Origin of the sequence: Nocardioides marmoriginsengisoli, from assembly GCF_003725695.1 — a bacterium.
Taxonomy (GTDB): domain Bacteria; phylum Actinomycetota; class Actinomycetes; order Propionibacteriales; family Nocardioidaceae; genus Marmoricola; species Marmoricola marmoriginsengisoli.
The window spans coordinates 178,193-202,801 of sequence record NZ_RJSE01000009.1 but is presented as its reverse complement, the minus strand read 5'-3'; the positions used below and the strand labels follow the sequence as shown (position 1 = coordinate 202,801).

The following is a 24,609-nucleotide window of genomic DNA, read 5'->3' as shown; positions in this document are numbered from 1 at the left end:
CGGTTGCTCGCCGGGTGTGGAATCCTCACGAGGTGAGCAAGCGAGAGATCAAGGTCCCGATGCTGGTGGTGGCGGCGCTGTGCCTCTTCGCCGCTCTCGCGGGCGGCACGCTGGTGTTCACCGACGGCGGTCAGGCGCTGGGCTTCGCGCTGCTCGGCTTCTTCGGCGCCGGCGCCTTCGTGCTCGGACGGAAGGCACTGGGGTTCGACTGACCCGAATCCGGTGATGCGGCTGCTCAAGCCGCCATCCCCGGCATCGCGGCCGGGATGCAGTCGCAGCTGTCACTGCACGCGAGATAGGTGTGCGCTTCGTGCCCGCAACGGAGGCACGGAAGATCGTGCGACAGAGGGATCTCGTTGGTCTGCACTGTGTCCCACATGGCCGTACCTCCTCGGTGATTGCCTCTCACCAGTACGACGATCCGGGGCCGCCGAATCTGACAACTTTTCGACGAACCGTTTCGACCTAGGCCGAGAAGTACGCCGGCAGCGGCGGATCCCCGCGCAGGTCCGGCGCCGGCACCGGCTCCCCGTACGACGACACGATCGGCAGCACGCCCGCCCAGACCGGCGCGTCCAGGTCCTCGGGCGGGTCCTCCGGCGGGCCCGCGCTCACCTTGACCGACCACTCGACCAGCGGCAGCTCCAGGACCATGGTGGCGGCGAGCTCCTTGGCGTGCGGGGCGCGCAGGGTCTCCCAGCGCCCCGGCATCCAGGCCGCGGTCATCACCCGCAACGCGTCGAGCTTGTCCGTCACGACGGTCGGCACCCCGAACACCATCGCCGAGCGGTAGTTCATCGAGGACTCGAACGCGGAGCGGGCCAGCACCATCCCGTCGAGCAGGGTCACCGTCACGCAGACCTCGGCGCCGTCGGCCAGCGTCCGGAAGAGCCGGCTCCCGGTCGAGCCGTGCATCAGCAGCCGGTCGCCGTCGCGCGCGACCGCGGTCGGGATGTTCACCGGACCGCCGTCGTGCACGAAGGCGACGTGCGCGACCCGGGCGGCGTCGAGCACGGCATGCAGCCCGGCGACCTCGGTGACGGCGTTCTCGGGGATGCGGCGCAGCCGGGTCCTCTCACTCATGCGCCGATTCTGCCCGAGCGGGCAAGCCGGTTCAGCGCCGCCAGACGAACCCGTCGGTGACCGGCGAGGTGTCGCTCGGAGACAGGTCGGACGCCTGCGTGTAGAAGCCGACCCACTTGGTGTCGGCGCTGAGGACCGGCTCGAAGATCGGGCCGTTCGTCGGTCCCCACAGCTTGTCCCGCACGATCATCGACACCTTGCCGGTGCTCCGGTCCCAGAGGAAGCCGTCGGGCTTGCCGTTGGTGTCCCCGGCGACCAGGTCCGTGGCCATCGACGGGAAGGTCACCAGCCGGCCGTCGTCGCTGATGCTGGTGGCGCCGTACGACATCCCGTTCGTGGGCCCGGAGACCCGGTCGCGGCTGGCCAGCACGGTGGTGCCGGCGGTCATGTCCCGGACGAAGACGTTGGTGCTGCCGTTGTCGGGGCTGCCGCCGGCGACCAGGTTGTCCGCCTGCGACGCGAACGCCACGTAGCGGCCGGTGGCGGAGACCGCCGCCTGGGTGCTGTAGCCGTTCGGCTGGCCGGAGGTGGCCACCGAGACCCGGGCGTTCGTACCGGCCGCGATGTTGCGCCGGTAGACGTCCGCGGTCCCGTTGGAGTCGCCGATCACCAGGTCGGACGCGTTCGACTGGTAGCCGACATAGGCTCCGTCCGCGGAGATGCTCGGCGCGTAGCTGGCTCCGTTGCTGTCGTTGCCGAGCACGTCCTCGCTGACCCGCTCCGACTTGCCGGTCCCCGAGTCCCAGACGTAGACGTCGCTGACCCCGTTGTCGTCGTCGGAGTCGATGGTGGTCGCGTCCGTGGAGTACGCGATCCGGCTGCCGTTCGCGGAGATGACCGGGTCGTAGCTGGAGTTGTCGGTCGGGTCGCCGAAGGCGTCCGAGGTCACGCGGATGATGGTGCCGTTGGTGCGGTCCCAGCGGAAGATGTCCTGCTTGTCGTTCGAGTCCCAGTCGACCAGGTTGTCGGCGAGCGAGGCGAAGGTGACGTACCGGCCGTCCCGGGAGATGCCCGGGTGCGAGCTGGTCCCGTTGCCGGCGACGCTCGCCGAGGCGCCGTCGACGAGCACCGTCGTCCTGGCTACCCGGTCGCGCAGGTAGATGTGGGAATTGTTCTCGGTGTACCCGGTGACGCCCTGCACCAGGTTGGTCGCGGCGGACATGAACACGACGTACCGGGCGTCGGCGGAGAGCTCGACCGAGCCGCCCTCCTTGCCGGTGGACTTCCCGGCCGGGGTGCCGGTGACCAGCTCGGCGCGCGGCTTCGCGGGCACCCGTCGTGCCTGCGTGATCAGCAGCTTCTTCACGCCGTGGTGGCGGACCTTCTTGGCGCGGACGCGGTAGAGCACGTTGCCGGGCACGGTGACGGCGAACGCGACCCGGCCGTTGCGCTGGGTCTTCTTGGTCTGCACGTTGCGCCAGCCGGCGCCGGTGTTGATCTGGAGCGTCGCCGGCCGGCGGAACTTGGTCGGGAACTTGGCACGCAGCGTGACGGTGGTGCCCTGCAGCGGCACGGCCGGGGTCGCGGTCGGTGCAGGCGGGCGCTTGGCCGACCGGGCGGCCTGGCTGGGACCGGAGGTGACCAGGCAGGTCAGGGCGAGCAGGAGCGCGACGAACGCGGCGGGTGCGGAGCGGGGCACGGGGACCTCCCGGATAGGCGGGGCAGACGCTCCCATCCTGGTCAGTACGGCGGCCCCGCCGACACTGTTCGTGGTGCCGGTGTAGTGCCGAACCAGTGCCGCCGGCGCCCGTCCGGACTTACGATCACGAGCATGCGGTTGCAGGAGCACGTCGCGGCGCGCGAGGCCTCGGTCTTCGTCGCGCGCGAGGGCGAGCTCGGCCGGTTGCGGACGTTCCTGGAGAACACCTCGGAGCACCGGGTGGTGTTCCTGACCGGGCCCGCCGGGTCCGGGAAGAGCGCCCTGCTCCGGGAGCTGGCCCGGCGCGCCCCGTCCCTGGGCTACACCGTCGTCGAGCTGGACGCGCGCGAGCTGCTGGCCGACACGGGTCGTCTGGAGGAGGCGTTCGCCGATGCCGCGGTCCTCGCGCGGCCGCTGATCCTGCTGGATTCCGCTGAGCTGCTCGGGCTGCACCAGGCACTGCTCCGCGAGCAGCACCTCGGGCGGCTGCCCGTCGCCGCTCGCGTCGTGGTGGCGCAGCGGGACGAGGTCGAACCCGCGTGGTGGACCTCGCCGTGGGCGCCGTCGCTGCTGGTGCTGCCGATCGGACCGCTGGAGTCCGGCGCGGTGGCTGCGTTCCTCGCGGCGCGAGGCGTCCGGGACCCGGACGAGGTCGCCCGGGTGACGAGCTGGGCGGACGGTCACGCGCTGTCGCTGACGCTCGCCACCGCGGCGCGGGAGAGCAGCGGCCGCGCCTTGACGGACGCGGACCTGGGCTCCCTCGAGCACCGCCTGCTCGACCACCTCACCGCCGGACGGCTGGCCGACCCGGACCTCGTCCACCGGGACCGGACCGTGCTGATGGTGGCCGCGCTGGCACCGTCGGTCGATGCCGGGCTGCTCGCCGCGGTGCTCCCCGACATCGACGGCGACCGGGCCGAGCGCTGGCTGCGTGCACTGCCGTTCGCCGAGCGGCTCGGCGGCAGGGTCACCCTGCACCAGCGGATCCGCCGCTTGATCGCCGCGCAGCTGCGCCGGATCGACCCCGACCTGGAACGGTCGCTGCGGCTGCGGATCATCGACCACCTCATCGACGCGGCCGACCGGGCCCACCTGGCGATCGACCTGCGGGAGGTACTCGCCCCGCCCCAGGACCGCGGCGTGACCCCGTCGAGGGCGCTGGCGTCGCCGTGGAAGGTCGAGCAGGCGACCGCATCGGACCTCGCGTTCCTCCAGGTGCTGCTCGCCGATCGCGACCCGTCGTACCTCGCCTGGGTGCTGCGCTGGGTGCGGGAGGCGCCCGAGCACACCGTCGTCGTACGGCGGCCCGGGACCGGGGAGCCGGTCGCGTTCACCGTCTGGGCCACGCCGGAGTCGGTCCCGGCCGGCTTCGCCGACGACCGGCTGCTGCGCGGGTGGCTCGACTGGGCGACGGAGCACGACCTCGCCGGCCAGTCCCTGCTCAACCCGGTCACCGAGCTCTGGGTCACCGAGGACGTCGCCGACGAGGTCCGGGCACTCGTCCTGACCGCGCTCGTCCAGGCCTGCGGGCTGCCGAACTTCAAGCGCTGGGTGGTCACCCGCAACCCGCCCGCTCCGGACCCGTTGCACTGCGGCGGGATCCGGGCCCGCGAGCTCGATCTCGCCTTTGGCGACCTCCGGTTCGAGACCTACGTCCTGGACTACGGCGACGCCGGGGTGATCCCGGCGATCCGGCACCAGGCGCACGTGGACCTGGCCGCGACCCGCACGCCCGTCTCGGGCACGGCCGCGGAGACGGTCCAGGTGGAGGCGGTCCGCGAGGCGCTGCGCTCCTTCCACGACCCGCTGGTGCTGGCGGCCTCCCCGCTGGCGCGGGGCACTGACCCGGCGGGCCGTGCGGAGTACCTGACGCGGCTGATCCGGACCGCCGTCGACGAGGCCTTCGGCGACCACGACGACGCCCGGCTGCACCGGGACGTGCTGCTGCTCGGGTACCTGGAGGCCGGGGCCGGGCACGCGCGGGCGATGCGGGCGCTGCACATGTCGCGGACGACGTACTTCCGCCGGCTCCGCGACGCCACCGCCCGGCTCGCGGCCTGGCTGGCCGCCGCGAGCTGACCTCGGCGTCTCGCCCCCGGAAAACCCTGCCGGGGCGCGGGCGCGGCGTTGGTAGCGTCCTCGCATGACCGCCTCGCAGATCTCCGCCCGCGCCGCCCTCGAGCAGGTGACGGGACGCGAGGCCTGGGCGGTCATCCGGATGCGCGACAGCGGGACCGTCACCCTGGTCGGCGGCCCGCTGGTGGCGACCGAGCGGCTGGCCGACATCCCGGTCGCCGAGGGCGCCCCGGAGCCCGGCCGGCGGTTCGACACCCTGGTCGCGGTGCCGTTCCGGCAGGTCGCCGAGCGCGGCTTCGACGTGCACGACGACGGTGCACCGCTGGCGGTCGTCTCGATCGAGACCGAGGTCGAGGTGCCGCTCGCGGACCTGATCGCGGCGCTGCCGGACGAGCCGGTCGAGTTCACCGACCGCGGCGGCTTCGAGACCGACGACGACAGCTACGCCGCGATGGTCGAGCGGATCATCGCCGACGAGATCGGCAACGGCGAGGGCGCCAACCTGGTCGTCGGCCGGCACTACCGCGCCCAGCTCGAGGACTTCGGCCCGGAGACCGGTACGGCGAAGGCGCTGACCGTGCTGCGCCGGCTGCTGGAGAACGAGCGCGGCGCCTACTGGACCTACTGCTTCTGGACCGGCGACCGGTTCCTGATCGGGGCCTCGCCGGAGCGCCACGTCAGCGTGCAGGGCGGCGACGTGCGGATGAACCCGATCTCGGGGACCTTCCGGCTCCGCGGACTGGCGCCGGAGGACCGCAAGGCCCGCCTCCTGGAGTTCCTGGCCGACGAGAAGGAGATCTACGAGCTCTTCATGGTCGTCGACGAAGAGCTCAAGATGATGTGCGACATCTGCCACGAGGGCGGCCAGGTGCTCGGCCCCTTCCTCAAGCCGATGACGCACCTGGTGCACACCGAGTACCTGCTCGCCGGCCGCACCCACATGGACGTCCGCGACGTCCTGCGGCTGAGCATGTTCGCGGCCACCGTCACCGGCGCGCCCGTCGAGAACGCCTGCAAGCTGATCAAGCAGTACGAGCCCGAGGGCCGCGGGTACTACGCCGGGGCACTGGCGTTGATCGGCCGCGACGAGAACGGCGCCCAGACCGCCGACTCGCCGATCCTGATCCGGACCGCCGACGTCTCGCCGACGGGTGCCGTGAAGGTCACCGCCGGCGCGACCCTGGTCCGTGACTCCGACCCGCACTCCGAGGTCGCCGAGACGGCGGCCAAGGCCGGCGGCATCCTCAGCGCGTTCGGGCTGGTCCCCGGCGCCGGCGGCTCCGCGCAGATCGGTGACCTGGCGACGGACGAGGACGTGCTGATCGCGCTGAACTCCCGCAACCAGCGGCTCTCCAAGTTCTGGCTCACCGACCAGGGCGGAGCGGCACCGGCCCCGGCGCTGGCCGGCCGCTCGATCGCGATCCTGCACGGCGAGGACGACTTCGCGAACATGCTGCACCACGTCTTCGCGGTGCTCGGCATGAAGCCGACGATCATCCGGCACCAGGACTTCCGCCCAGGCGGGTTCGACGACTACGACCTCGCCGTCGTCGGCCCCGGGCCGGGTGACCCGCGTGACGCGTCGAACCCGAAGATCGCCACGTTCCGCGGCGCGGTCGACGGCCTCCTCGCCGGGGAGAAGCCGTTCCTGGCGGTCTGCCTGGGCCACCAGGTGCTCTGCGACCGGCTGGGCATCCCGCTCGCGTTCAAGGACATCGTCTTCCAGGGGACCCAGTCCACGGTGTCGATCGGCGGCCGTCCCGAGGCGGTCGGCTTCTACAACACCTTCGTCGGCAGGGTGCGCGACGGTGACCCGCTGCCGGACGGCGTCCGGGTGGAGACCGACGCCTCGACCGGCGACGTCCACCTGGTGGCCGGTCCGCACTTCCGCGGCGTGCAGTTCCACGCCGAGTCGATCCTGACCGAGAACGGCGTCGCGCTGCTGCAGCGGTTGATGCTCGACCTGGTCGACGGCTGATCGCCGGCGCGATGACCGTCCTCGTGGTCGACCACCACGACTCCTACACCTGGAACCTGGTGCACCTGATCGCCGGAGTCACCGGGACGCTGCCCGACGTCGTCGAGCACGACGAGCCGGGGGTGCTCGAACGAGCCCGGGGCTACCGCCACCTGGTGCTGTCGCCCGGGCCCGGGCACCCGGCGTCGCCACGCGACTTCGCGCTCGGTTCCGCGGTCTTCCAGCTGGGCCGGCCGGTGCTCGGGGTGTGCCTGGGGATGCAGGCACTGGCGGTCGCGTACGGCGGCACGGTCGAGCGGATCGAGCCGGCGCACGGCGAGGTGGCTGCGGTCGAGCACGACGGCACCGGGGTGTTCGCGGGCGTCCCGGACGGGGTCGCGGCGGTGCGGTACCACTCGCTCGCGGTGACCGTCGTCCCGGACGAGCTGCGGGTGACCGCGACCGCGGACGGCGTGGTGATGGGCCTGGCGCACCGCACCCTGCCGCTGCACGGCGTGCAGTTCCACCCGGAGTCGATCCTCTCGGAGCACGGCGCCCTGGTGATCGCCAACTTCCTGGAGCCGGTGTGAGCGCGCTCGACGACTTCCGGGAGATCGCCGCGGCCCACGACCGCTGCTTCTGGCTCGACGGCGGCGGCTCCCAGGACTGGTCCGGGTCCCGCTCGATCATGGGCGGGCTCCAGGACGACGACCTGTCGCTGACCTACGACGCCGTCCGCCGGGAGGTGGTCGAGCACCCGTCCGGACGGGTCGTCGGCGACGACATCTTCACCGCCCTGCAGGACCGGCTCGACGGCGACGCCGACACCCACTGGATCGGCTACTTCGGGTACGCCGCGCGCCCCGACCTCCCGGCGCGGTCGCAGGCCGGGCTCCCGGACGCGGTCTGGATGCGGGCGCGCTCGGTCCGGGTCACCGACGGTCCCGCTCCGGCGGTGCCGCCCGGGGACGCCGAGGTGCTCGCCGGACCGACGCCCGCGGTGTACGCCGATGCCTTCGCCGAGGTGGTCGAGCAGCTGCGGTCCGGGAACTCCTACGAGGTGAACCTGACCTACCGCGAGGAGCTCCCCTCCTCGCGCGACCCGGTCGAGATCTACGGCCGGCTCCGCTCCAGCAACCCGGCGCCGTACGCGGGCGTGCTCCGGCACGGCGACGTCTGGCTGCTCTCGGCCTCGCCGGAACGGTTCGCCACCATCGATCGGCATCGACGCGCCGAGACGCGCCCGATCAAGGGCACCACCCCGCGCGGGGCGACGCCGGAGCTCGACGAGGAGCTGCGGCACCGGCTCGCCACCGACCCGAAGTTCCGGGCCGAGAACCTGATGATCACCGACCTGCTGCGCAACGACCTGTCGATGGTCTCCGATCCCGGCAGCGTCGCGGTCCCGCGGCTGATGGAGGTCGAGTCCTACGCCAGCGTGCACCAGCTGGTCTCGACGGTCACCGGTCGGCTGCGTCCCGAGATCGGCACCGTGGAAGCGCTTCGGGCGATGTTCCCGGCGGGGTCGATGACCGGGGCGCCGAAGCTGCGCACGATGGAGATCATCGACCAGGTCGAGGCGGAGCCGCGCGGCATCTACGCCGGCGCGTTCGGCTGGATCTCCGGGGACGGCCGGGCCGACCTGGGCGTCGTGATCCGGTCGCTCTACCGGGCCGCCGACGGACCCTGGCGGCTCGGCACCGGCGGCGGCATCACGGTGCGCTCCGACGTCGACGAGGAGTACGCCGAGACGCTCTGGAAGGCGGCCCGCCTGCGGACCGCCCTCCAGTGAGCGCGGGTCCCGCCGCGCTCTTCCCACCCCGGGTCTAGGAGTTGTCGGACTCCGCGTCGGAGCCGAGGGTCGCCGTCGTGGTCCGGGTCTCGGTGCCGCGCAGGTAGGTCAGGGTCACCTTGTCGTCCGGCCGGTGGCCGCGGATGGTGGCGATCAGGGACTCCGAGCCGTCGATCAGGTCCTCGTCGACCTTGGTGATCACGTCACCCTTCTTCAGGCCGGCCTTGTCGGCTGCTCCGCCGGACTGGACCGACTGGACCTGGGCGCCCTGTGCCAGGGTCTTCGCGGTGACGTCGGAGACGGTGACCGCCAGCCGGGCGTGCGTCGGGGTCTCGCCGTCGACGATCTGGTTGACGATCGGGAGCACCTCGTCGATCGGGATCGCGAAGCCCAGGCCGATCGATCCGCCGGAGCCGGAGAGCGAGGAGCTGTCCGCGGTCCGGATCGAGGAGTTCACCCCGACCACGCGGCCGTTCATGTCGACCAGCGGGCCTCCCGAGTTGCCCGGGTTGATCGCGGCGTCGGTCTGGATCGCCGGGTAGGTGGTGCTGTTGTTGGCCGGCGCCTGCTGCTGTTGCTGCTGCTCACCGAAGCCGAACTGCTGCAGCGGGTTCGACGGGGTCTCGTTCTCGGCCTGCACCGAGACCGGCCGGTTGAGCGCCGAGACGATACCGGTGGTGACGGTCGCGTTCAGCCCGTACGGCGACCCGACCGCGACCACGGACTGGCCGACCTGGAGGTCCGAGGACTTTCCGATCGTCGCCGGGGTCAGGTCGGAGACGCCCTCGGCCTTGATCACCGCCATGTCGGTGACCGGGTCGGTCCCGACGACGGTGGCCTTGACGGTCTTGCCGTTGTTGAAGTTCACGGTGATGGTGCCGTTGTCGCCGGCGAGCGAGACCACGTGGTTGTTGGTCAGGATGGTGCCGTCCGCCTTCAGCACGATCCCGGATCCCGAGCCGGTGCCGGAGCCGCCGGTCACGTTGATCTTCACCACCGACGGCAGCACCGAGGAGGCGACCTTCTCGACCGAACCGCTCGGGCCGGCCGCGGCGTTGGTGGCCTTGATCGCGCCGGAGCCGCTCGACGAGGCGCTGGTGGTGCCGTCGTCGTTCTTCCAGGCGTCGTACCAGGCGGCGCCACCGACCCCGGCTCCCCCTCCGAGCAGCAGCGCACCCACCAGCACCGTCGCCGTCAAGCCTCCCGCACGACGCACGGGTGCGGTCGTGGTCGCGAGGGGGGCGGGCTGTTGGAACGGCGGCAGGGGCTGGGTGTAATTCTGCTGCTGGTCGACCGGGGTCTCAGCCGGGGTCGGTGGCAAGGCAGACCAGGAGGTCACCTCGGGCGTCCCATCGCCGGGAGTGGTGTCGTTGCCTTCGGGAGTGTTCTGGTCTGTCATGCAGACGATCTTGCCCAGGCATCCTGAGAGGTCTCTGTGTGGGCCCTACGACCGAGCCAAGACTTCCGGGGGCGAGGCCTGGCCGGGCAGGCTGAACCAGAATCCGGCCCCGCCGCCGGGGCCGGTGCCGGCCCGGACGATCCCGCCGTGACGCTCGGCGATCGAGCGGACGATGGAGAGGCCGAGTCCCGAACCCGTCATCCCGCGCGACTCCGCGGACCGGTAGAAGCGTTCGAAGACGTGCGGCAGGTCGTGCGCCGCGATGCCGGGTCCGCGGTCGCCGACCATCAGGGTGCCCTCGCTGAGCACCACGGTGACGGTCTCTCCCGGCGGGCTCCACTTGGCGGCGTTGTCGAGCAGGTTCGTGATCGCGCGCTCCAGGGCGTCGGCCTCGCCGATCACCCACCACGGCGACATCTGCACCTCGAACTCGACGTCGGCGCGGCGTCGTACCCGGGCGATCGCCTGCTCCAGGACGGCGGTCAGCTCGACCGGCTCGACGGTGGGCGCGACCGGCTCCTCGCGCGCCAGCTCGACCAGGTCCCCGATCAGCGTGGTCATCTCGCCGATCTGGGCGCGGACGTCGTCGAGCAGCTCGGCGCGGCTCTCCGGGGAGAGGCCGGTGGTCGCGTCCGCCTGGACCAGCAGGTCGAGGTTGGTGCGCAGCGAGGTCAGCGGCGTCCGCAGCTCGTGGCCGGCGTCGGCGACCAGCTGCCGCTGCCGGTGCTGGGACGCGGACAGGGTGCGCAGCAGGGCGTTGAACGACTGCGCCAGCCGGGCCACCTCGTCGCTGCCCTCGATCGGGATCGGCTCGAGCCGCTGGGTCCGGGCGATGTCCTCGACCGCGGCGGTGAGGCGTCGTACCGGGCGCAGGCCGTTGCGGGCCACCGCCCACCCGGCCAGGCCGGCGGTGATCATGCCGGCGATGCCGAAGAGCAGCATCACCAGGCCGAGCCGGTCGAGCATCCGGTCGGTCGGCTCCAGCGACTGGGCGAGCACCAGCGCCTGGTGGTCGCCGGCCGGCACCGCCACCACCCGCCAGCGCTCGCCGGAGGACCAGACGGTCCGGGCCGAGTGCTGGTCGACGCCCCGGGCGACCGCCACCTCGGGGGCACCGACGCCGAAGACGTCGGAGGTGTCCGCGCTGAGCTGGGTCGCCGGGACGGTGCTGGCGTCGACGAAGATGATCTTGACGTCGGCAGCGCCCAGCGCCCACGGCGGGATCTGCTTCTCGGCGAGGACGTCGAGGGTGTTCGTCGCGGCCGCCTGGTCGGCCCGGGAGAGCAGCGAGTCGTCGAGCGAGCCGATCGTCTGGGTGCGCACGGTCGCGTACGCCGCGAACGCGACCGCGCTGACCGCGAAGCCCACCGCGACCGTGGTGAGCAGGGTGACCCGGCTGGCGAGCGACTGCCGGTAGTGCAGGCCGGCCCAGGCACTGGTCTGCGCCGGCCCCTTCAGGCTCACGTCGGTTCTTCCCTCAGCACGTAGCCGACGCCGCGCACCGTGTGCAGCAGCCGCGGCTCGTTCTCGGCCTCGGTCTTGCGGCGCAGGTAGCCCACGTAGACCTCGAGGCTGTTGGCCGTCGTCGGGAAGTCGAAGCCCCAGACCTCCTCGAGGATGAAGGACCGCTCCAGCACCCGCTTCGGGCGGCGGAGGAAGAGCTCGAGCAGGGCGAACTCGGTCCGGGTCAGGGTCATCGACCGGTCGCCGCGGAGGACCTCGCGGGACGCGAGGTCCATGGTTAGGCCGGCGAACTCGAGCCTCTCGTCCGGGTCGGCCGGGTCGGGCGCGACCCGGCGCAGCAGCGCGCGCAGGCGGGCCAGCAGCTCGTCGAGGGCGAACGGCTTGGTCAGGTAGTCGTCGGCCCCGGCATCGAGCCCCTCGACCCGGTCCCCGACGGCGTCGCGCGCGGTCAGGACCAGGATCGGCACGTGGTTGCCGACCGAGCGCAGCGCCCGGGTGGTCTCGATCCCGTCGAGCCGCGGCATCATCACGTCCATCACGACGGCGTCCGGGTTGGTGCTGCTGATCCCGGCCAGCGCCTCGGCCCCGTCGGCGGCCATCGACACCTGGTAGCCGTTGAACTCCAGGGAGCGGCGGAGGGACTCGCGGACGGCGCGGTCGTCGTCGACGACGAGGATGTGCGGCTTCGGTTCAGGACTCACCCTCCAAGAGTGCCAGCAAGGCCTTAACAACCGCTGAGACGCTCGGACGCCGAGCCCGTGTCGCTCGGACGTCGAGCCTGTCGAGACGAGCCTCAGAGCAGCTTCCTCGCGGCGTCGCCGGCCAACGCTCCGTACCTGCCGCCGAAGAGGGCGGCATGCACCAGCAGCGGGAAGAGCTGGTGCAGCGGTTGCCGCTCCTCCCAGCCGTCCGCCAGCGGCGTCTCCTCCGCGTACGCCGCGAGCACCCGGGCCAGCTGCGGCATCCCGAAGAGGGTCAGCATCGCCAGGTCGGTCTCGCGGTGCCCGCCGTACGCCGACGGGTCGACGAGGACGGCGGAACGGTCGGCGCTCCAGACCAGGTTCCCCGACCAGAGGTCGCCGTGCAGCCGGGCCGGGGGCTCGTCGGGGCCGGCGAGCTCGACGATCCTGCGGACCACGCCGTCGACGGCCTCGGCATCGGCCGGCGAGATCTGGCCGCGGTCGGTGACCAGGCGCAGGTACGGCAGGATCCGGCGTACGGCGAAGAACTCCGGCCAGCTGGGGCAGGTGCGGTTCGGCAGCGGCAGGGTGCTGATGAAGCCGTCCTGCTCGGCCCCGAATTCCTCGGCCCCGCTGGCGTGCAGCCGGGCGAGCATCCGGCCGAACTCGGCGGCGGCCTCGGGAGTCGGCTTGGTCGGCTCGACCCAGCCCAGCACCAGGCAGTCCTCCTGGACGCCGAGCACCTCGGCGACCGGTGCGACGCCCGGTTCGGCAAGCCAGCGCAACCCCCGAGCCTCGGCTTCGAAGAACCCGGCCGGCGGGTTCGGGCGGGTCTTGATCAGCGCCGACCGGCCGTCGGAGAGGCGCAACCGGGTCGACGTACAGGTGTCGCCGCCGGCCACCGGAGCCGTGGACACGACCGCTGCGCCGAGCAGGTGCTCGGCACGTTCGGCGAGGGTGCGCATCCGGGCCATGAGCGGAGGCTACCGAGCGCCCGAGGTTGCTCGAGGCCCCATCCGCGGCACGGTGGTGACGTCACCACGGTGCCGGGGGTGCGCCGACAGCTCGTTGACGAACGAAGTGAGGATCATGGGGCCATCCTTGCCGTCGAGTGGTGAGACGTCGAGCCTCAGGCGGTCTCGACCAGCTCCGACAGCAGCACCCGGCAGCTCCGCTCGACGATCGCGAGCACCTCCAGGAAGCCGGCCTCACCGCCGCTCCAGGGGTCCGGGACGTCCGGGATCGGACCGGTCCGGTCGACCTCCGGGTCGAAGGACCGGAACAGCCGGACCCGGTCGTGCCGGTCCGCCGGCAGCATCGCCAGGACGTCGGCGTGGTTGGTCGCGTCCATGGTCAGGATCAGGTCGTGGTCGAACCAGGACGGGCCGAACTGCCGGGCCCGGTGCCGGCTCGGGTCGTACCCGGCGTCGTCGAGGACGGCGGCCGTCCGCCGGTCCATCGGCCCGCCGACGTGCCAGTCGGCCGTGCCGCAGCTCTCGACGCTGACGCCGTCGACGCCGGCCCGCTCGAGCAGTGCGGCCATCACCACGTCGGCGGTGGGGGAGCGGCAGATGTTGCCCAGGCAGACGAAGGCGACCCGGCGTACGCCGGCGCTCACTTGCCGTCGGGGAGGATCGCGGTGGCGATCATCGAGGCGATCGAGATGACGATCGCGCCCCAGACCGCCGTCCAGAACCCTTCGACGTGGAAGTTGAGGTTGAAGGTGTCGGCGACCTTGCTGGTGAGCAGCAGCATCAGGCCGTTGGTCACGAAGAGCATCAGGCCGAGGCTCAGGATGATCAGCGGCAGCGAGAGGAAGTTGACGATCGGGCGCACCACCGAGGTGATCACGCCGAAGATCGCGCCGACGATGACCAGGGTGAGCAGCCGGTCGCTGGTGGTGGTGTCGCCGGGCAGGGTGATGTCGTCGAGGAGCCACACCGCTGCTCCGACCCCGAGGGCGTTGATCACGAGCCAGATCACGAACTTCATGACGTCACCCTAGAGGCTGGACCGACTCCATCAGCGATTCCTCGGCTCCGGCGAGGTGCTCGACCAGCGCGGCCCGGGCCTCGTCGAGGTGGCCGCCTTCGAGGAGCTCGAGCAGGTCGCCGTGCGCGTGCGCCTGCTCGGTGGTGTTGCCGCGCACCCGGTCGAGGTGGGCGAGCGCGAGGCGGATCTCGGCGTACAGGGCCTCCGCGGTGGCGACCAGCCGCGGTGACTCGGTCAGCGCGGCGATCGATCGGTGGATGTCCAGGTGCGCCGCGGTCAGCTCCTGCGCGGTGACCGGGTTCCGGGTCAGCCGGGTGAACTCGGCCTGGGCGGCGCGGACCGCCGCTCGCGCCTCCTCGGAGGCGTTCGCCCAGGCGTCGATCCCGGCCGCTTCGAGCACCAGCCGGGCGCGGCAGATGTCGCTGATCCCCTCCGGGGTGAGTGCGTGCACCACGGTGCCCTTGTTGGCGACGCGATCGACGAGCCCGTCGGCGACCAGGGCGCCGAGGGCTTCCCGCACGGTCGAGCGGGAGACGCCGAGCGAGGTGGCCAGGGCGACCTCGCGCAGCGGGGTGCCGGGTTCGATCTCGCCCTCGAAGAGCGCTCTGCGCAGCTCGTCGGCGACCCGGTCGACGGTGCTCACGGGTTCGACGTTCAGGCTCGCGAAGGAATTCGGGGGCATCCCCATGATTGTCCGACAAAAATTTGCGTGAAACCACGGCGGTGCCGCACACTGAGATTGTCTGACAATCGGTCAATTTGGGGGAGCAACATGGGGAACGAGCTGGACTGGGGGCGCCGGTACCTGATGGTGGAGCCGGACCACTTCCGGGTGGACTACGCGATCAATCCGTTCATGGATCGCGACGACCAGCCCGATCCGGCCCGGACTCGCGCCCAGTGGGACGCCCTCGTCGCGGCGATCGTCGCGGTCGGCGGCACCGTGGAGACGCTCCCGCAGCGTTCGGACGCGCCGGACATGGTCTACGCGATGAACCTCGGCCTGGCCCTCGAGTCAGCGTCCGGACCGGTGGTCGAGCTCTCGCACATGCGCTTCGGGCAGCGGCGGATGGAGACCGGGGACGCCGAGGCCTGGTTCCGGCAGCGCGGTGCGCGGGTCTTCCGCACCGGTGCCGGCGGCGTCGGCGCCCACTTCGAGGCCGGCGACGCGTTCGCCTGGCGCGGCGAGCTGGTCGTCGGGTTCGGGCCGCGCACCGATCCGCTGGCGCTGAAGCACCTGGCCGCCGACCTCGACGTCAGCGTGCACGGCTTCCGGACGTCGCACCCGGGGATGTACCACCTCGACCTGGCCTTCTGCCCGCTCGATTCCGAGCGCGCGATCGTCTGCCCGGCCGCGTTCGAACCCGAGACCGCCGAGCGGCTGCTCGCCCTGGTCCCCGACCCGCTGGTGATCACCGAGGCCGAGGCGCTGACCTTCTGCGCGAACTCGATCGTCGTCGGCCGGACCGTGGTCATGCCGTCCTGCCCGTCCCGGGTGCGGTCGGTCCTGGAGGCCTGGGGCTTCGAGATCGTGATCGTCGAGGTCGGTGAGTTCCTCAAGGGCGGCGGCGCGGTGCGCTGCCTGACCAACCCGCTCGACGTCACCCTCGGTCGGGACCTGGTGACCGGTCGCGGCGAGGTCTGGCTGAGCTAGGTCCGGGTCGTCTAGGTGATGGCCGGCGGCGCGTCGTGATCGATCCGGGACGCCTGCGCGATCAGGATGCCGGCCACGACGGCCAGGCAGCCCAGGACGGCGACGACGCCGAGCGACTCGTGGAACCAGGCCCACCCGAGCGCCGAGACGCCGATCGGTTCGAGCATCGCGATCACCGTCACGGTCGTCGCCCGGACGAAGGCCAGCGCGAACAGTTCGGCGAAGAAGGGCACCACGGTCCCCAGCACCACGATCCAGGCGAGCACGCCCCAGAGCGGCACCTGGGTGCCGTCGAAGACGCCGAGCATCGACACCCGGTCGTCCAGAAGGCCGGTGTCGAAGCCGGAGATCGGTTCGAACAGGTTGATCGCGACGGTCGCGACCCCGAACGACCAGAGGATCATCCGGAGCGGGTCGGCGTTGCTGACGCCCGCCTCGCCGATCAGGAAGTAGCCCGCGAAGCAGATCGCCGCGGCGAAGCCGGCCGCGACGCCGAGGCCGTCGAACCTCGCGCCGTGCCAGACCTCGGTCGCCGCGGCGAGACCGCCGACCGCGAGTGCCAGGCCGAGCCAGAGGTTGCGGCTCACCGGCTCGCGCTGGACGAACCGCGCCCAGAGCGCCACCAGGATCGGGGCCTGGTACTCCAGCAGCAGCGCCATCCCGACGGGGAGGCGGTCGATCGCGACGAAGTAGGTCCACTGCAGTGCCGCGACACCGATCAGGCCGTGGCCGATCACCAGGGCGAGCAGCCTCCCCGACGGCGGCCGCAACGCCGATCGACGGAAGAGCGCAGCGATCGCGAGCAGGGTCAGGAACGTCAGCGTCACCCGGATCGTGGTGAGCATCGACGGGTCCACGCCGCCGCGCAGCGCCACCCGGGAGACGCCCGCGTTCACCGTGAAGCACGTGGCTCCGAGGACCACCAACCCGACTCCGAGTGCGGGACTACGCGACGCCATCCGAGAACTCTAGGGTGAAGAGATGACCGCTCTCACCCCGCAGCCCCGGGCCGCCCTCGCCGACATCCCGGCGTACGTGCCCGGCAAGCCGCCGACGCCGCGACCCGGCGTGGCGACGTACAAGCTCTCCTCGAACGAGAACCCCTACCCGCCGCTGGCCGGGGTGCTCGACGCCGTCGCCGAGGCGGCCCGCTCGCTCAACCGCTACCCGGACATGGGGAACGCGGCGCTGCGCGCCGGGCTCGCCGCCGATCTCGGGGTGGGCCCGGATCAGCTGGCGCCCGGGACCGGCAGCGTCGCGGTGCTCTACCACCTGCTGGCGGCGTACTGCGATCCCGGCGACGAGGTGGTGCACGCCTGGCGCTCGTTCGAGGCGTACCCGATCGGGATCGCGGTGGCCGGGGCGACGTCGGTGCCGGTGCCGGTGACCGCGACCGGGGCGCACGACCTCGCCGCGATGGCCGCAGCCGTCACCGAGCGCACCAAGGTGGTGCTGCTCTGCACGCCGAACAACCCGACCGGTCCGGCGCTCTCCCACGCCGAGGTGGCGGCGTTCGTCGCGCAGGTCCCGGGCCACGTGATCGTGGTGCTGGACGAGGCGTACCGGGAGTTCGTCCGGATCGCCGATCCGGTGCGCTCGCTCGACCTGGTCGCGGCGCACCCGAACGTGGTCGCGATGCGCACCTTCGCCAAGGCGTACGGCCTGGCCGGGCTGCGGGTCGGTTACCTGGCCGGGGCCGAGCCGATCGCCGCGGCGGTCCGCGCCTGCTCGCTGCCGTTCGGGGTCTCGTCGATCGCGCAGGCGGCCACCCTGGCCAGCCTGGCCGCGAAGGCGGAGCTGCTGGACCGGGTCGAGCTGATCGTGGCCGAGCGGTCCCGGGTCGTCGACGAGCTCGCCGGCCAGGGCTGGTCGCTGCCGGACGCGCAGGGGAACTTCGTCTGGTTCGACCTCGGCACCCGTACGGCGGCCTTCGCGGCCGCGGCGGAGAAGGCCGGGATCGTGGTCCGGCCGTTCGCCGACGAGGGCGTCCGGGTGACGATCGGCGAACCGGCCGCCAACGACGTGCTGCTGCGCCTCGCGGCCGGCTGGGTGGACTGAGTGGTCCAGTTCGGTCGCTGACCGGGCTAGCCCACCTTTCGGTACTCGGAGCCCACTCTTGCCGCGACCGCCTCGGCGGTCCTGTAGTGGAAGCAGACGCCGGAGCCAGCCCCCAGATGTTGGAACGGGCGAGTCGTGCCTACCCCCCATGGTGCACCGCCGCCACCACCGGTCCAACACGGCTTCGGACAGGGTGCGTGTCCTGAGGGTGGGAGCCCTCAGGGCACGCACCGTCGTGCCTACTCGGGCGCCCGCACCCGTTCGACCGAGATCACGATCGCGACCGCCACCACGATCACCGCGCCGCCGATCAGGATGGCCGGCGTGATCGGCTCGTCGAGGATGAGTGCGCCCAGGACGACCGCGACCACCGGGTTGACGTAGGCGTAGGTGGCGACCAGCGAGATCGGCGCGTTGGACAGCAGCCAGACGTACGCCGAGAACGCGATCATCGAGCCGAAGACGACCAGGTAGCCCCAGGCCAGCCAGATCTCGCCGGAGTACGCGAACGGATCGGTCCGCTCGCCCTTGACGAACCCGACCACCAGCAGGATCACTCCGCCGATCCACATCTCGTGGACGGTCATCACGAAGGCGTCCTTCGGCAGCGTCAGGCGGGGCTGGACCCAGGAGCCGAACGCCCAGCAGGTGCTCGCGAAGATCACGATCAGCGCGGCTGCCAGCGGGATGTGCTCGTCCGCGGAGCCGGTGCGTCCGGCGAGGATCAGGTAGCTCAGGCCGGCGAGTCCGAGCGCGACGCCGAAGACGCTCGCCGGGCGCGGCCGGTCGCCGGCGCTGAACCGGAAGATCGTGATCATCAGCGGGGCGATCGCGATCAGCAGCGCGGTCACCCCGGACGGCGCGCCCTGCTCCTCGGCCACGGCCACCATCCCGTTGCCGAGCACCGGCAACATCAGGCCGAGCGCGGCGCAGCCGAGCAGCTCGCGCGGGCTGACCCGGAGCCGGCGGAGGCCCTGCCCGTTGCGGAGGCTGAGCACCAGGCCGAGCAGGATCGCGGCGGCGAGGTAGCGCGACCCCATCCCGACCATCGGGGGTGCCTCCTCGACCACGACCCGGATGCCCAGGTAGGTCGATCCCCAGACCACGTAGACGATCGCCAGCGCGACCGCGACCAGCCCGACGGCGGCGGGGGCCTTGGCGGTCGGGAGCGTCGGCGGCGAGGTCACCTGCTCACTCTGTCGCACGCCGCCGACAACGGCGAACCGATATTCGGGGGCCCGTATAGGGAGGGTCACAGCGGGCGAGGAAGGTTACTGACGGGTTGGTTGGCGGGACCGGCCAACCTCTGGGTACCTTGGGCAAGTCATGTGGCTCGTGTCACAACAGCACCTCATCCGGATGCCTCGTCGCGAGTCTTTTCGAGTTGCCGACGCGCGAGCGGAAACCCTGCCTCCCGCCGACCACCAGGAGACACCTTGAGTCTTGTAGACCCAGCCCGAGCCGGTGAGAGCTTCATCCAGCTGCTCACGCCCGAAGGTGAGCGGGTGACGCACCCGGACTACGCCTTCGACGTAGGTACCGCCGACGAGGCCGAGGTGATCCGCGGCTTCTACCGCGACATGGTGCTGACCCGCCGGATCGACGTCGAGGCCACCGCACTGCAGCGGCACGGCGAGCTGGGCATCTGGACCCAGCTGCTCGGCCAGGAGGCCGCCCAGATCGGCTGCGGTCGCGCGCTGCGCCCGCACGACTACGTCTTCCCGACCTACCGGGAGCACGGTGTCGCCTACTGCCGCGGGCTCGACCCGCTGCACATCCTCAGCCTGTTCCGCGGGGTCGACCAGGGCGCCTGGGACCCGAACGCGCACAACTTCGCCAATTACACGATCGTGATCGGCGCCCAGACGCTGCACGCCACCGGCTACGCGATGGGCGTCCAGCGCGACGGCGCGGTCGGCACCGGTGACCCGGACCGGGACACCAGCGTGGTGGCCTTCTTCGGCGACGGGGCGTCCTCGCAGGGCGACGTGAACGAGTCGTTCATCTTCGCGGCGTCGTACAACGCGCCGGTGGTCTTCTTCTGCCAGAACAACCAGTGGGCGATCTCGGAGCCGATCGAGCGGCAGTCCCGGATCCCCCTCTACCAGCGCGCGAACGGGTTCGGCTTCCCCGGCGTACGGGTCGACGGCAACGACGTGCTGGCGGTGCACGCGGTCACCCAGGCGGCGCTCCAGTACACCCGCGAGGGCAACGGTCCGATGCTCGTCGAGGCCTACACGTACCGGATGGGTGCGCACACGACCACCGACGACCCGACCCGTTACCGGATGAGCGAGGAGGTCGAGTACTGGAAGCTGCGCGACCCGATCGCCCGGGTGAAGGCCTACCTGGTGCGGCAGGGACTGGCCGACCAGGCCTGGTTCGACGAGGTGGAGCGCGAGGCTGACGAGATCGGTGCGCGTCTGCGCGACGGCTGCCGGGCGCTGCCCGACCCGAACCCGCTGAGCATCTTCGATCAGGTGTACGCCGAGCAGACCACCGAGCTGGCCGACCAGCGCGACGGCTTCGCCGCCTACCTCGAGTCGTTCGAAGGAGCCCGCTGATGAGCAAGGTGACGCTCGCGAAGGCCCTCAACGCAGGGTTGCGCAAGGCGATGGACAACGACCCCAAGGTGCTGGTGATGGGGGAGGACGTCGGCAAGCTCGGCGGGGTCTTCCGGATCACCGACGGTCTGCAGAAGGACTTCGGCGAGGACCGGGTGATCGACTCCCCGCTCGCGGAGTCCGGGATCATCGGCACCGCGGTCGGGCTCGCGATGCGCGGCTACCGGCCGGTCTGCGAGATCCAGTTCGACGGCTTCGTCTACCCGGCGTACGACCAGATCGTCAGCCAGGTCGCCAAGCTGCACTTCCGCACCCACGGCAAGGTCAAGATGCCGATGGTGATCCGGATCCCGTACGGCGGCGGCATCGGCGCGGTCGAGCACCACTCGGAGTCGCCGGAGGCGCAGTTCGCGCATACCCCGGGGCTGAAGGTGGTCACCTGCTCGAACCCGGTCGACGGGTACTTCATGATCCAGCAGGCGATCGCCTCGGACGACCCGGTGATCTTCCTGGAGCCGAAGCGGCAGTACCACGCGGACAAGGCCGAGCTCGACGAGAGCGCGACCCCGCTGCCGCTGCACGCGTCGCGGGTCGCCAAGGCCGGCTCCGAGGTCACCCTGATCGGCTACGGGCCGACCGTGAAGACCTGCCTCCAGGCGGCCGAGGCGGCTGCCGGCGAGGGTCGCTCGGTCGAGGTCATCGACCTGCGGACGCTCTCGCCGCTGGACCTCGGTCCCACCTTCGACTCGGTGCGGCGGACCGGCCGGGCCGTGGTGGTGCACGAGGCGCACACCAACCTCGGCATGGGGGCGGAGATCTCCGCCCGGATCACCGAGCAGTGCTTCTACTCGCTCGAGGCCCCGGTGCTGCGGGTCGGCGGTTTCGACACCCCGTACCCGCCGGCGCGGATCGAGGAGGAGTACCTCCCCGATCTCGACCGGGTGCTGGATGCCGTCGACCGCTCGCTCGCGTTCTGAGGAAGGACACCATGTCGGAGTATTTGCTGCCGGACGTCGGCGAGGGACTGATCGAGGCCGAGATCGTCACCTGGAAGGTCAAGGTCGGCGACGAGGTCAAGATCAACGACATCGTGGTGGAGATCGAGACCGCCAAGTCGCTGGTCGAGCTGCCCTCCCCGTACGCCGGCGTCGTCGAGGCGCTGCTGGTCCCCGAGGGTGAGACCGTCGCGGTCGGAACGCCGATCATCCGGATCGGCGACGGTGTCGGCGTGCCGGCGCCGGACGCCCCGGGCGAGATCGACCTGTCCAACCCGGCCGCGAGCGGCGGCGGTGAGGGCGAGAGCCTGGTCGGCCGGAACAAGGCCGATCGCGCACCGGTACGCCGCGCCCGCCGGACCCTCCCGGAAGCTGCCGGGGTGCACGTCGCCAAGGCCGACGTGCAGGACGTCTACAACGCCGGTGCCCCGCCGCAGCACGAGCGGGTGATGGAGCTGGTCGAGGCGGTGGTGGTGGACGCTCCGGTGGAGGCACCCGGGCCCTCGGCCGTCGTCCCGGTGGCGACCGCCGAGCACGCCCTGGCCAAGCCGCCGGTGCGCAAGCTGGCCCGCGACCTCGGCGTGGACCTGGCGACGTGCCCGGCGAGCGGGCCGGGCGGGGTGATCACCCGGGCCGACGTCGAGGCGGCGGCCGGTGGTGCCGCGGCGGGCGTGACCTCCGGGGCGATCGCCCCGGCGGCGCCCGGCGAGCGCGAGTGGCGCGAGCCGATCAAGGGCGTCCGGAAGATGATGGGTCAGGCGATGGTCGCCTCGGCCTTCACGGCGCCGCACGTCACCGAGTGGATCGCGGTCGACGTGACCCGGACGACCGAGTTCGTCGCCCGGGTGCGCGCGCGCCGCGAGTTCGCCGACGTCAAGGTCACGCCGCTGCTGATCCTGGCCGCGGCGTGCATGCGGGCGCTCCGCCGTACCCCGGTGGTGAACTCGGTCTGGAACGAGGCCGACCAGGAGATCGTCTTCAAGCGGTACGTGAACCTCGGCATCGCCGCGGCCACCCCGCGCGGCCTGGTGGTGCCGAACATCAAGGACGCCGACTCGCTCTCGCTGCTGGAGCTGGCCGGTGCCCTCGGCGACCTGACCGCGGTGGCCCGGGAGGGTCGGACCCAGCCGGCGGACATGGCCGGCGGCACCTTCACGATCACCAACGTCGGCGTCTTCGGCGTCGACGGCGGCACCCCGATCATCAACCCGGGCGAGTCCGCGATCCTCTGCTTCGGCGCCACCAAGCGCCAGCCGTGGGTCGTCACCGGACCGGACGGGTCGGAGAGCCTCGAGATCAGGGACGTCTGCACCCTGACCCTCTCCTTCGACCACCGGCACGTGGACGGTGAGAGCGGCTCCAGGTTCCTGGCCGACGTGGCGGCGATGATGGAGGATCCCGCCGCGGCGCTGCTGTTCTGACGGAGTGCGTACCTGACCGATGTCCCCCGCATCCGGCGCCCTGTTCCCCCGAACCAGGTGCTGGGTGCGGGGGACTCGTCCGTCACCCCCCAGGGTGTCTAGGGACAGCCCAGGAACTGGTCCAGGTGCGACCCTTGCGGGCACAGGGACACCCCCGACGCCGAGGCGCCGGGGTCCAGGTAGCTGCGGTAGAACCCGAGGGCGATGAACCCGACCACGAGCAGGGGCAGCCAGAGCCACGCCGCCTCGGTGAGCAGGGATCTCGTCCTCATGCCCGTTCAACGACGGCACTGCCGCTCAGGTCACGCGGGGCTGCTCCGGGTCACTGGTCCTTGAAGCGGATCAGCCCGGTCATGGCCGGCATGTACGCCGCGCCGTCGGGTCCGAGGTAGATGGCGGCGTAGTGGTTGTTCCACTGGATGCCGTTGCCGGTGCGCTGCTTCCACTGGGTCGCGCCGGTGCGGACGTCGAAGGCGGTGAAGTACCAGGAGTCGTCGAGGAGGTTCGACGCCGCCTTCGTGTAGGCGTAGAGCAGGCCGTTGCCGAGCGACACCTTCGGGACCGAGGTCGGCGCCGAGAGCGGGTTCGTCCACGCGACCGAGCAGGTGCCGTCGTCGTGCAGGTCGACCTTGGCGATGCCCGGGGAGGTGGTCTTGCCGAGCAGGGTCGACTGGATGCCGGCGTACCCGTAGTTGTTCTCGACGATCACCGAGTGGTCGCCGCCGATGCTGCCGGCGTACACCAGGCTGTTCTCGGTGTTGGAGGTGCCGGCGCCGAAGACGGGCACCTTGCAGATCTCCCGCTCGGCCGGGTTGCCGCTGCGCTTGTAGAAGATCACGTTCATCCGCGGGTCGGCGTTGTCGGTGATCGCGACCAGGTCGTCGCCGATCAGCGTCGGGGTGGTGCCGGAGCCCTGGGAGAGCTGGCCGGGCTTGGTGACGCTGCCCCGGTCGTAGACCTCGGACCAGCGGATCACCGGCTCGCCGTCGCTGTTCACCTCGACCGCGGCGAGGCGGTGCGTGGTGACCATGTAGATCGCGCCGGTCTCGTCACCGGCGAACGAGTTGAAGACGCCCTCGCCGTCGGGGAACTTCATCGACTTCACCGAGCCGGTCACCGGGTTGATCACGCCGACCCGGCCCTGCTGGGTGGCGAAGAAGATGTTGCCGCTCCAGTCCGGCAGCGTGGCGACCATGCAGTCGTCACCGGGGACCGCCGCGGCGGCGTCGTACGAGCCGATCTTGGTGAAGCCGTTCTCGTTGACCTTCACCTTCCAGACCTGCTTCTTGGTGGTGAGCACGTAGGCGACGTCGTCGGCGCTCAGCGAGAAGTAGGTGCCGCCGCAGATGTCGGAGAACGGGTTCTGCAGCGGGAACAGCGACCGCGCCGAGGTCTTCAGGTCGGTGCCGATGGTCCGCAGCGTGGTCGGGTCGATCAGCCGGAGCTTGAAGCCCTCCAGGCCGCCGCAGAGGCCGACGATCCGGTCGCGCGAGTCGAACGCGATCGTGGCGCACTCGGAGACCCCGTACGACGCGGAGCGCACCTTCATGTTGCGCCCCAGCGGGCCGCTGACCTCGTAGGCGTCGGACGCGTAGGCGTCGTTGTGCATCGAGTTGGTGCCGTTGGGGGAGAGGAACGGGTTCTGCCCGATCGGCTCGTGCGGCAGCGGGTTCGCGGTCGCCGGCGTCCCGGTGAACGGCTGGGTCAGGAAGTCCGTCGGCAGCGACGGGATCGGCAGTGCTCCGTTGGCCGCGCCGAGCTGTGCCGGGACCACGACGGCGAGTGCGGTGAGCAGGGCCAGGACGGCGAGGCGGAGACGGGTCATGCCGGTCAAT

General features: G+C 71.5%; 23 protein-coding genes. 10 read left to right on the top strand and 13 right to left on the bottom strand.

Annotation, left to right across the window (positions count from 1 at the left end):
• Positions 1 to 32 precede the first annotated feature (32 nt).
• On the top strand, positions 33 to 212 hold the full coding sequence (locus tag EFK50_RS19640) for a hypothetical protein (RefSeq protein WP_123229284.1): 180 nt from the start codon (positions 33 to 35) through the stop codon (positions 210 to 212).
• Between the two features lie 253 nt (positions 213 to 465).
• Here EFK50_RS19640 and EFK50_RS19635 read toward each other — a convergent pair whose 3' ends face one another.
• Both EFK50_RS19635 and EFK50_RS19630 read right to left on the bottom strand, forming a co-directional pair.
• Complete coding sequence (locus EFK50_RS19635) at positions 466 to 1,083, bottom strand: pyridoxamine 5'-phosphate oxidase family protein (protein ID WP_123229283.1); 618 nt, start codon at positions 1,081 to 1,083, stop codon at positions 466 to 468.
• Positions 1,084 to 1,114: 31 nt separating this feature from the next.
• A complete protein-coding gene (locus tag EFK50_RS19630) occupies positions 1,115 to 2,722 on the bottom strand; it encodes a TolB family protein (protein WP_183407927.1) in 1,608 nt (535 codons plus the stop codon).
• A gap of 132 nt (positions 2,723 to 2,854) precedes the next feature.
• Here EFK50_RS19630 and EFK50_RS19625 point away from each other — a divergent pair, with 132 nt between their 5' ends.
• The 4 genes from EFK50_RS19625 to EFK50_RS19610 all read left to right on the top strand — a co-directional run bounded on the left by EFK50_RS19625 (position 2,855) and on the right by EFK50_RS19610 (position 8,547).
• Positions 2,855 to 4,801 (top strand): AAA family ATPase, encoded by a 1,947-nt coding sequence (locus tag EFK50_RS19625; RefSeq protein ID WP_123229281.1) that lies wholly within the window; start codon positions 2,855 to 2,857, stop codon positions 4,799 to 4,801.
• A 64-nt stretch (positions 4,802 to 4,865) separates the two neighbouring features.
• Positions 4,866 to 6,776: an anthranilate synthase family protein gene (locus EFK50_RS19620; protein WP_123229280.1), complete on the top strand. Its 1,911-nt coding sequence runs from the start codon at positions 4,866 to 4,868 to the stop codon at positions 6,774 to 6,776.
• Between the two features lie 11 nt (positions 6,777 to 6,787).
• Positions 6,788 to 7,345: an anthranilate synthase component II gene (locus EFK50_RS19615; protein WP_123229279.1), complete on the top strand. Its 558-nt coding sequence runs from the start codon at positions 6,788 to 6,790 to the stop codon at positions 7,343 to 7,345.
• Positions 7,342 to 8,547 carry an anthranilate synthase component I family protein gene (locus tag EFK50_RS19610; RefSeq protein ID WP_123229278.1) on the top strand — a complete coding sequence of 402 codons (1,206 nt, stop codon included), beginning with the start codon at positions 7,342 to 7,344 and terminating at the stop codon, positions 8,545 to 8,547. The genes EFK50_RS19615 and EFK50_RS19610 overlap by 4 nt, the downstream gene beginning before the upstream one ends.
• A gap of 34 nt (positions 8,548 to 8,581) precedes the next feature.
• Here the strand turns inward: EFK50_RS19610 and EFK50_RS19605 are convergent, their stop codons facing one another.
• From EFK50_RS19605 to EFK50_RS19575, 7 genes are all read right to left on the bottom strand, one after another.
• Complete coding sequence (locus tag EFK50_RS19605; protein WP_123229277.1) at positions 8,582 to 9,946, bottom strand: S1C family serine protease; 1,365 nt, start codon at positions 9,944 to 9,946, stop codon at positions 8,582 to 8,584.
• 45 nt (positions 9,947 to 9,991) lie between these two features.
• Positions 9,992 to 11,410, bottom strand: a complete 1,419-nt coding sequence (locus EFK50_RS19600) for a sensor histidine kinase (RefSeq protein WP_246004249.1) — start codon at positions 11,408 to 11,410, stop codon at positions 9,992 to 9,994.
• Positions 11,407 to 12,111, bottom strand: coding sequence for a response regulator transcription factor (locus tag EFK50_RS19595; protein ID WP_246004248.1), 705 nt, complete (start codon positions 12,109 to 12,111; stop codon positions 11,407 to 11,409). The genes EFK50_RS19600 and EFK50_RS19595 overlap by 4 nt, the downstream gene beginning before the upstream one ends.
• A 92-nt stretch (positions 12,112 to 12,203) precedes the next feature.
• On the bottom strand, positions 12,204 to 13,064 hold the full coding sequence (locus EFK50_RS19590) for a fructosamine kinase family protein (RefSeq protein ID WP_123229276.1): 861 nt from the start codon (positions 13,062 to 13,064) through the stop codon (positions 12,204 to 12,206).
• 155 nt (positions 13,065 to 13,219) lie between these two features.
• A complete protein-coding gene (locus EFK50_RS19585; RefSeq protein ID WP_123229275.1) occupies positions 13,220 to 13,708 on the bottom strand; it encodes a low molecular weight protein-tyrosine-phosphatase in 489 nt (162 codons plus the stop codon).
• Positions 13,705 to 14,082 (bottom strand): phage holin family protein, encoded by a 378-nt coding sequence (locus tag EFK50_RS19580; protein ID WP_123229274.1) that lies wholly within the window; start codon positions 14,080 to 14,082, stop codon positions 13,705 to 13,707. Before EFK50_RS19580 ends, EFK50_RS19585 begins: the two co-directional genes overlap by 4 nt.
• A 4-nt stretch (positions 14,083 to 14,086) precedes the next feature.
• Entirely contained in the window at positions 14,087 to 14,725 is a 639-nt protein-coding gene (locus EFK50_RS19575; protein ID WP_246004247.1) for a GntR family transcriptional regulator, read from the bottom strand.
• 129 nt (positions 14,726 to 14,854) lie between these two features.
• On the opposite strand from EFK50_RS19575, the gene EFK50_RS19570 reads away from it, so the two are divergent.
• On the top strand, positions 14,855 to 15,736 hold the full coding sequence (locus EFK50_RS19570; RefSeq protein WP_123229272.1) for a dimethylarginine dimethylaminohydrolase family protein: 882 nt from the start codon (positions 14,855 to 14,857) through the stop codon (positions 15,734 to 15,736).
• Positions 15,737 to 15,747: 11 nt separating this feature from the next.
• Here EFK50_RS19570 and EFK50_RS19565 read toward each other — a convergent pair whose 3' ends face one another.
• Positions 15,748 to 16,695: an EamA family transporter gene (locus tag EFK50_RS19565; protein ID WP_123229271.1), complete on the bottom strand. Its 948-nt coding sequence runs from the start codon at positions 16,693 to 16,695 to the stop codon at positions 15,748 to 15,750.
• 22 nt (positions 16,696 to 16,717) lie between these two features.
• Between EFK50_RS19565 and EFK50_RS19560 the strand changes: the two genes are divergently transcribed.
• The gene (locus EFK50_RS19560) at positions 16,718 to 17,794 is read left to right on the top strand and encodes a histidinol-phosphate transaminase (RefSeq protein WP_123229270.1); all 1,077 of its coding nucleotides are present in this window, start codon (positions 16,718 to 16,720) and stop codon (positions 17,792 to 17,794) included.
• A 239-nt stretch (positions 17,795 to 18,033) separates the two neighbouring features.
• Here EFK50_RS19560 and EFK50_RS19555 read toward each other — a convergent pair whose 3' ends face one another.
• Entirely contained in the window at positions 18,034 to 18,981 is a 948-nt protein-coding gene (locus EFK50_RS19555; protein ID WP_123229269.1) for an EamA family transporter, read from the bottom strand.
• A 249-nt stretch (positions 18,982 to 19,230) separates the two neighbouring features.
• Between EFK50_RS19555 and pdhA the strand changes: the two genes are divergently transcribed.
• From pdhA to EFK50_RS19540, 3 genes are read left to right on the top strand one after another with little or no spacing between them, the layout of a single operon-like run.
• The gene (gene pdhA, locus EFK50_RS19550; RefSeq protein ID WP_123229268.1) at positions 19,231 to 20,358 is read left to right on the top strand and encodes a pyruvate dehydrogenase (acetyl-transferring) E1 component subunit alpha; all 1,128 of its coding nucleotides are present in this window, start codon (positions 19,231 to 19,233) and stop codon (positions 20,356 to 20,358) included.
• A complete protein-coding gene (locus EFK50_RS19545) occupies positions 20,358 to 21,335 on the top strand; it encodes an alpha-ketoacid dehydrogenase subunit beta (protein ID WP_123229267.1) in 978 nt (325 codons plus the stop codon). The genes pdhA and EFK50_RS19545 overlap by 1 nt, the downstream gene beginning before the upstream one ends.
• 11 nt (positions 21,336 to 21,346) lie before the next feature.
• Positions 21,347 to 22,774 (top strand): dihydrolipoamide acetyltransferase family protein, encoded by a 1,428-nt coding sequence (locus EFK50_RS19540; protein ID WP_123229266.1) that lies wholly within the window; start codon positions 21,347 to 21,349, stop codon positions 22,772 to 22,774.
• Between the two features lie 98 nt (positions 22,775 to 22,872).
• Here the strand turns inward: EFK50_RS19540 and EFK50_RS22365 are convergent, their stop codons facing one another.
• Both EFK50_RS22365 and EFK50_RS19535 read right to left on the bottom strand, forming a co-directional pair.
• Positions 22,873 to 23,046: a hypothetical protein gene (locus EFK50_RS22365; protein ID WP_183407926.1), complete on the bottom strand. Its 174-nt coding sequence runs from the start codon at positions 23,044 to 23,046 to the stop codon at positions 22,873 to 22,875.
• Between the two features lie 50 nt (positions 23,047 to 23,096).
• Positions 23,097 to 24,599 carry a hypothetical protein gene (locus EFK50_RS19535; RefSeq protein WP_123229265.1) on the bottom strand — a complete coding sequence of 501 codons (1,503 nt, stop codon included), beginning with the start codon at positions 24,597 to 24,599 and terminating at the stop codon, positions 23,097 to 23,099.
• Positions 24,600 to 24,609 lie beyond the last annotated feature (10 nt).

What these genes read in the sequence shown, in the direction of transcription:
- EFK50_RS19635 (WP_123229283.1), bottom strand. Translation starts at nt 1,083, where the DNA reads ATGAGTGAGAGGACCCGGCTGCGCCGCATCCCCGAGAACGCCGTCACC.
- EFK50_RS19535 (WP_123229265.1), bottom strand. Translation starts at nt 24,599, where the DNA reads ATGACCCGTCTCCGCCTCGCCGTCCTGGCCCTGCTCACCGCACTCGCC.
- EFK50_RS19545 (WP_123229267.1), top strand. Translation starts at nt 20,358, where the DNA reads ATGAGCAAGGTGACGCTCGCGAAGGCCCTCAACGCAGGGTTGCGCAAG.
- EFK50_RS19625 (WP_123229281.1), top strand. Translation starts at nt 2,855, where the DNA reads ATGCGGTTGCAGGAGCACGTCGCGGCGCGCGAGGCCTCGGTCTTCGTC.
- EFK50_RS19565 (WP_123229271.1), bottom strand. Translation starts at nt 16,695, where the DNA reads ATGGCGTCGCGTAGTCCCGCACTCGGAGTCGGGTTGGTGGTCCTCGGA.
- EFK50_RS19570 (WP_123229272.1), top strand. Translation starts at nt 14,855, where the DNA reads ATGGGGAACGAGCTGGACTGGGGGCGCCGGTACCTGATGGTGGAGCCG.
- EFK50_RS19590 (WP_123229276.1), bottom strand. Translation starts at nt 13,064, where the DNA reads ATGGCCCGGATGCGCACCCTCGCCGAACGTGCCGAGCACCTGCTCGGC.
- EFK50_RS19540 (WP_123229266.1), top strand. Translation starts at nt 21,347, where the DNA reads ATGTCGGAGTATTTGCTGCCGGACGTCGGCGAGGGACTGATCGAGGCC.
- EFK50_RS22365 (WP_183407926.1), bottom strand. Translation starts at nt 23,046, where the DNA reads ATGAGGACGAGATCCCTGCTCACCGAGGCGGCGTGGCTCTGGCTGCCC.
- EFK50_RS19620 (WP_123229280.1), top strand. Translation starts at nt 4,866, where the DNA reads ATGACCGCCTCGCAGATCTCCGCCCGCGCCGCCCTCGAGCAGGTGACG.
- EFK50_RS19605 (WP_123229277.1), bottom strand. Translation starts at nt 9,946, where the DNA reads ATGACAGACCAGAACACTCCCGAAGGCAACGACACCACTCCCGGCGAT.
- EFK50_RS19615 (WP_123229279.1), top strand. Translation starts at nt 6,788, where the DNA reads ATGACCGTCCTCGTGGTCGACCACCACGACTCCTACACCTGGAACCTG.
- EFK50_RS19580 (WP_123229274.1), bottom strand. Translation starts at nt 14,082, where the DNA reads ATGAAGTTCGTGATCTGGCTCGTGATCAACGCCCTCGGGGTCGGAGCA.
- EFK50_RS19560 (WP_123229270.1), top strand. Translation starts at nt 16,718, where the DNA reads ATGACCGCTCTCACCCCGCAGCCCCGGGCCGCCCTCGCCGACATCCCG.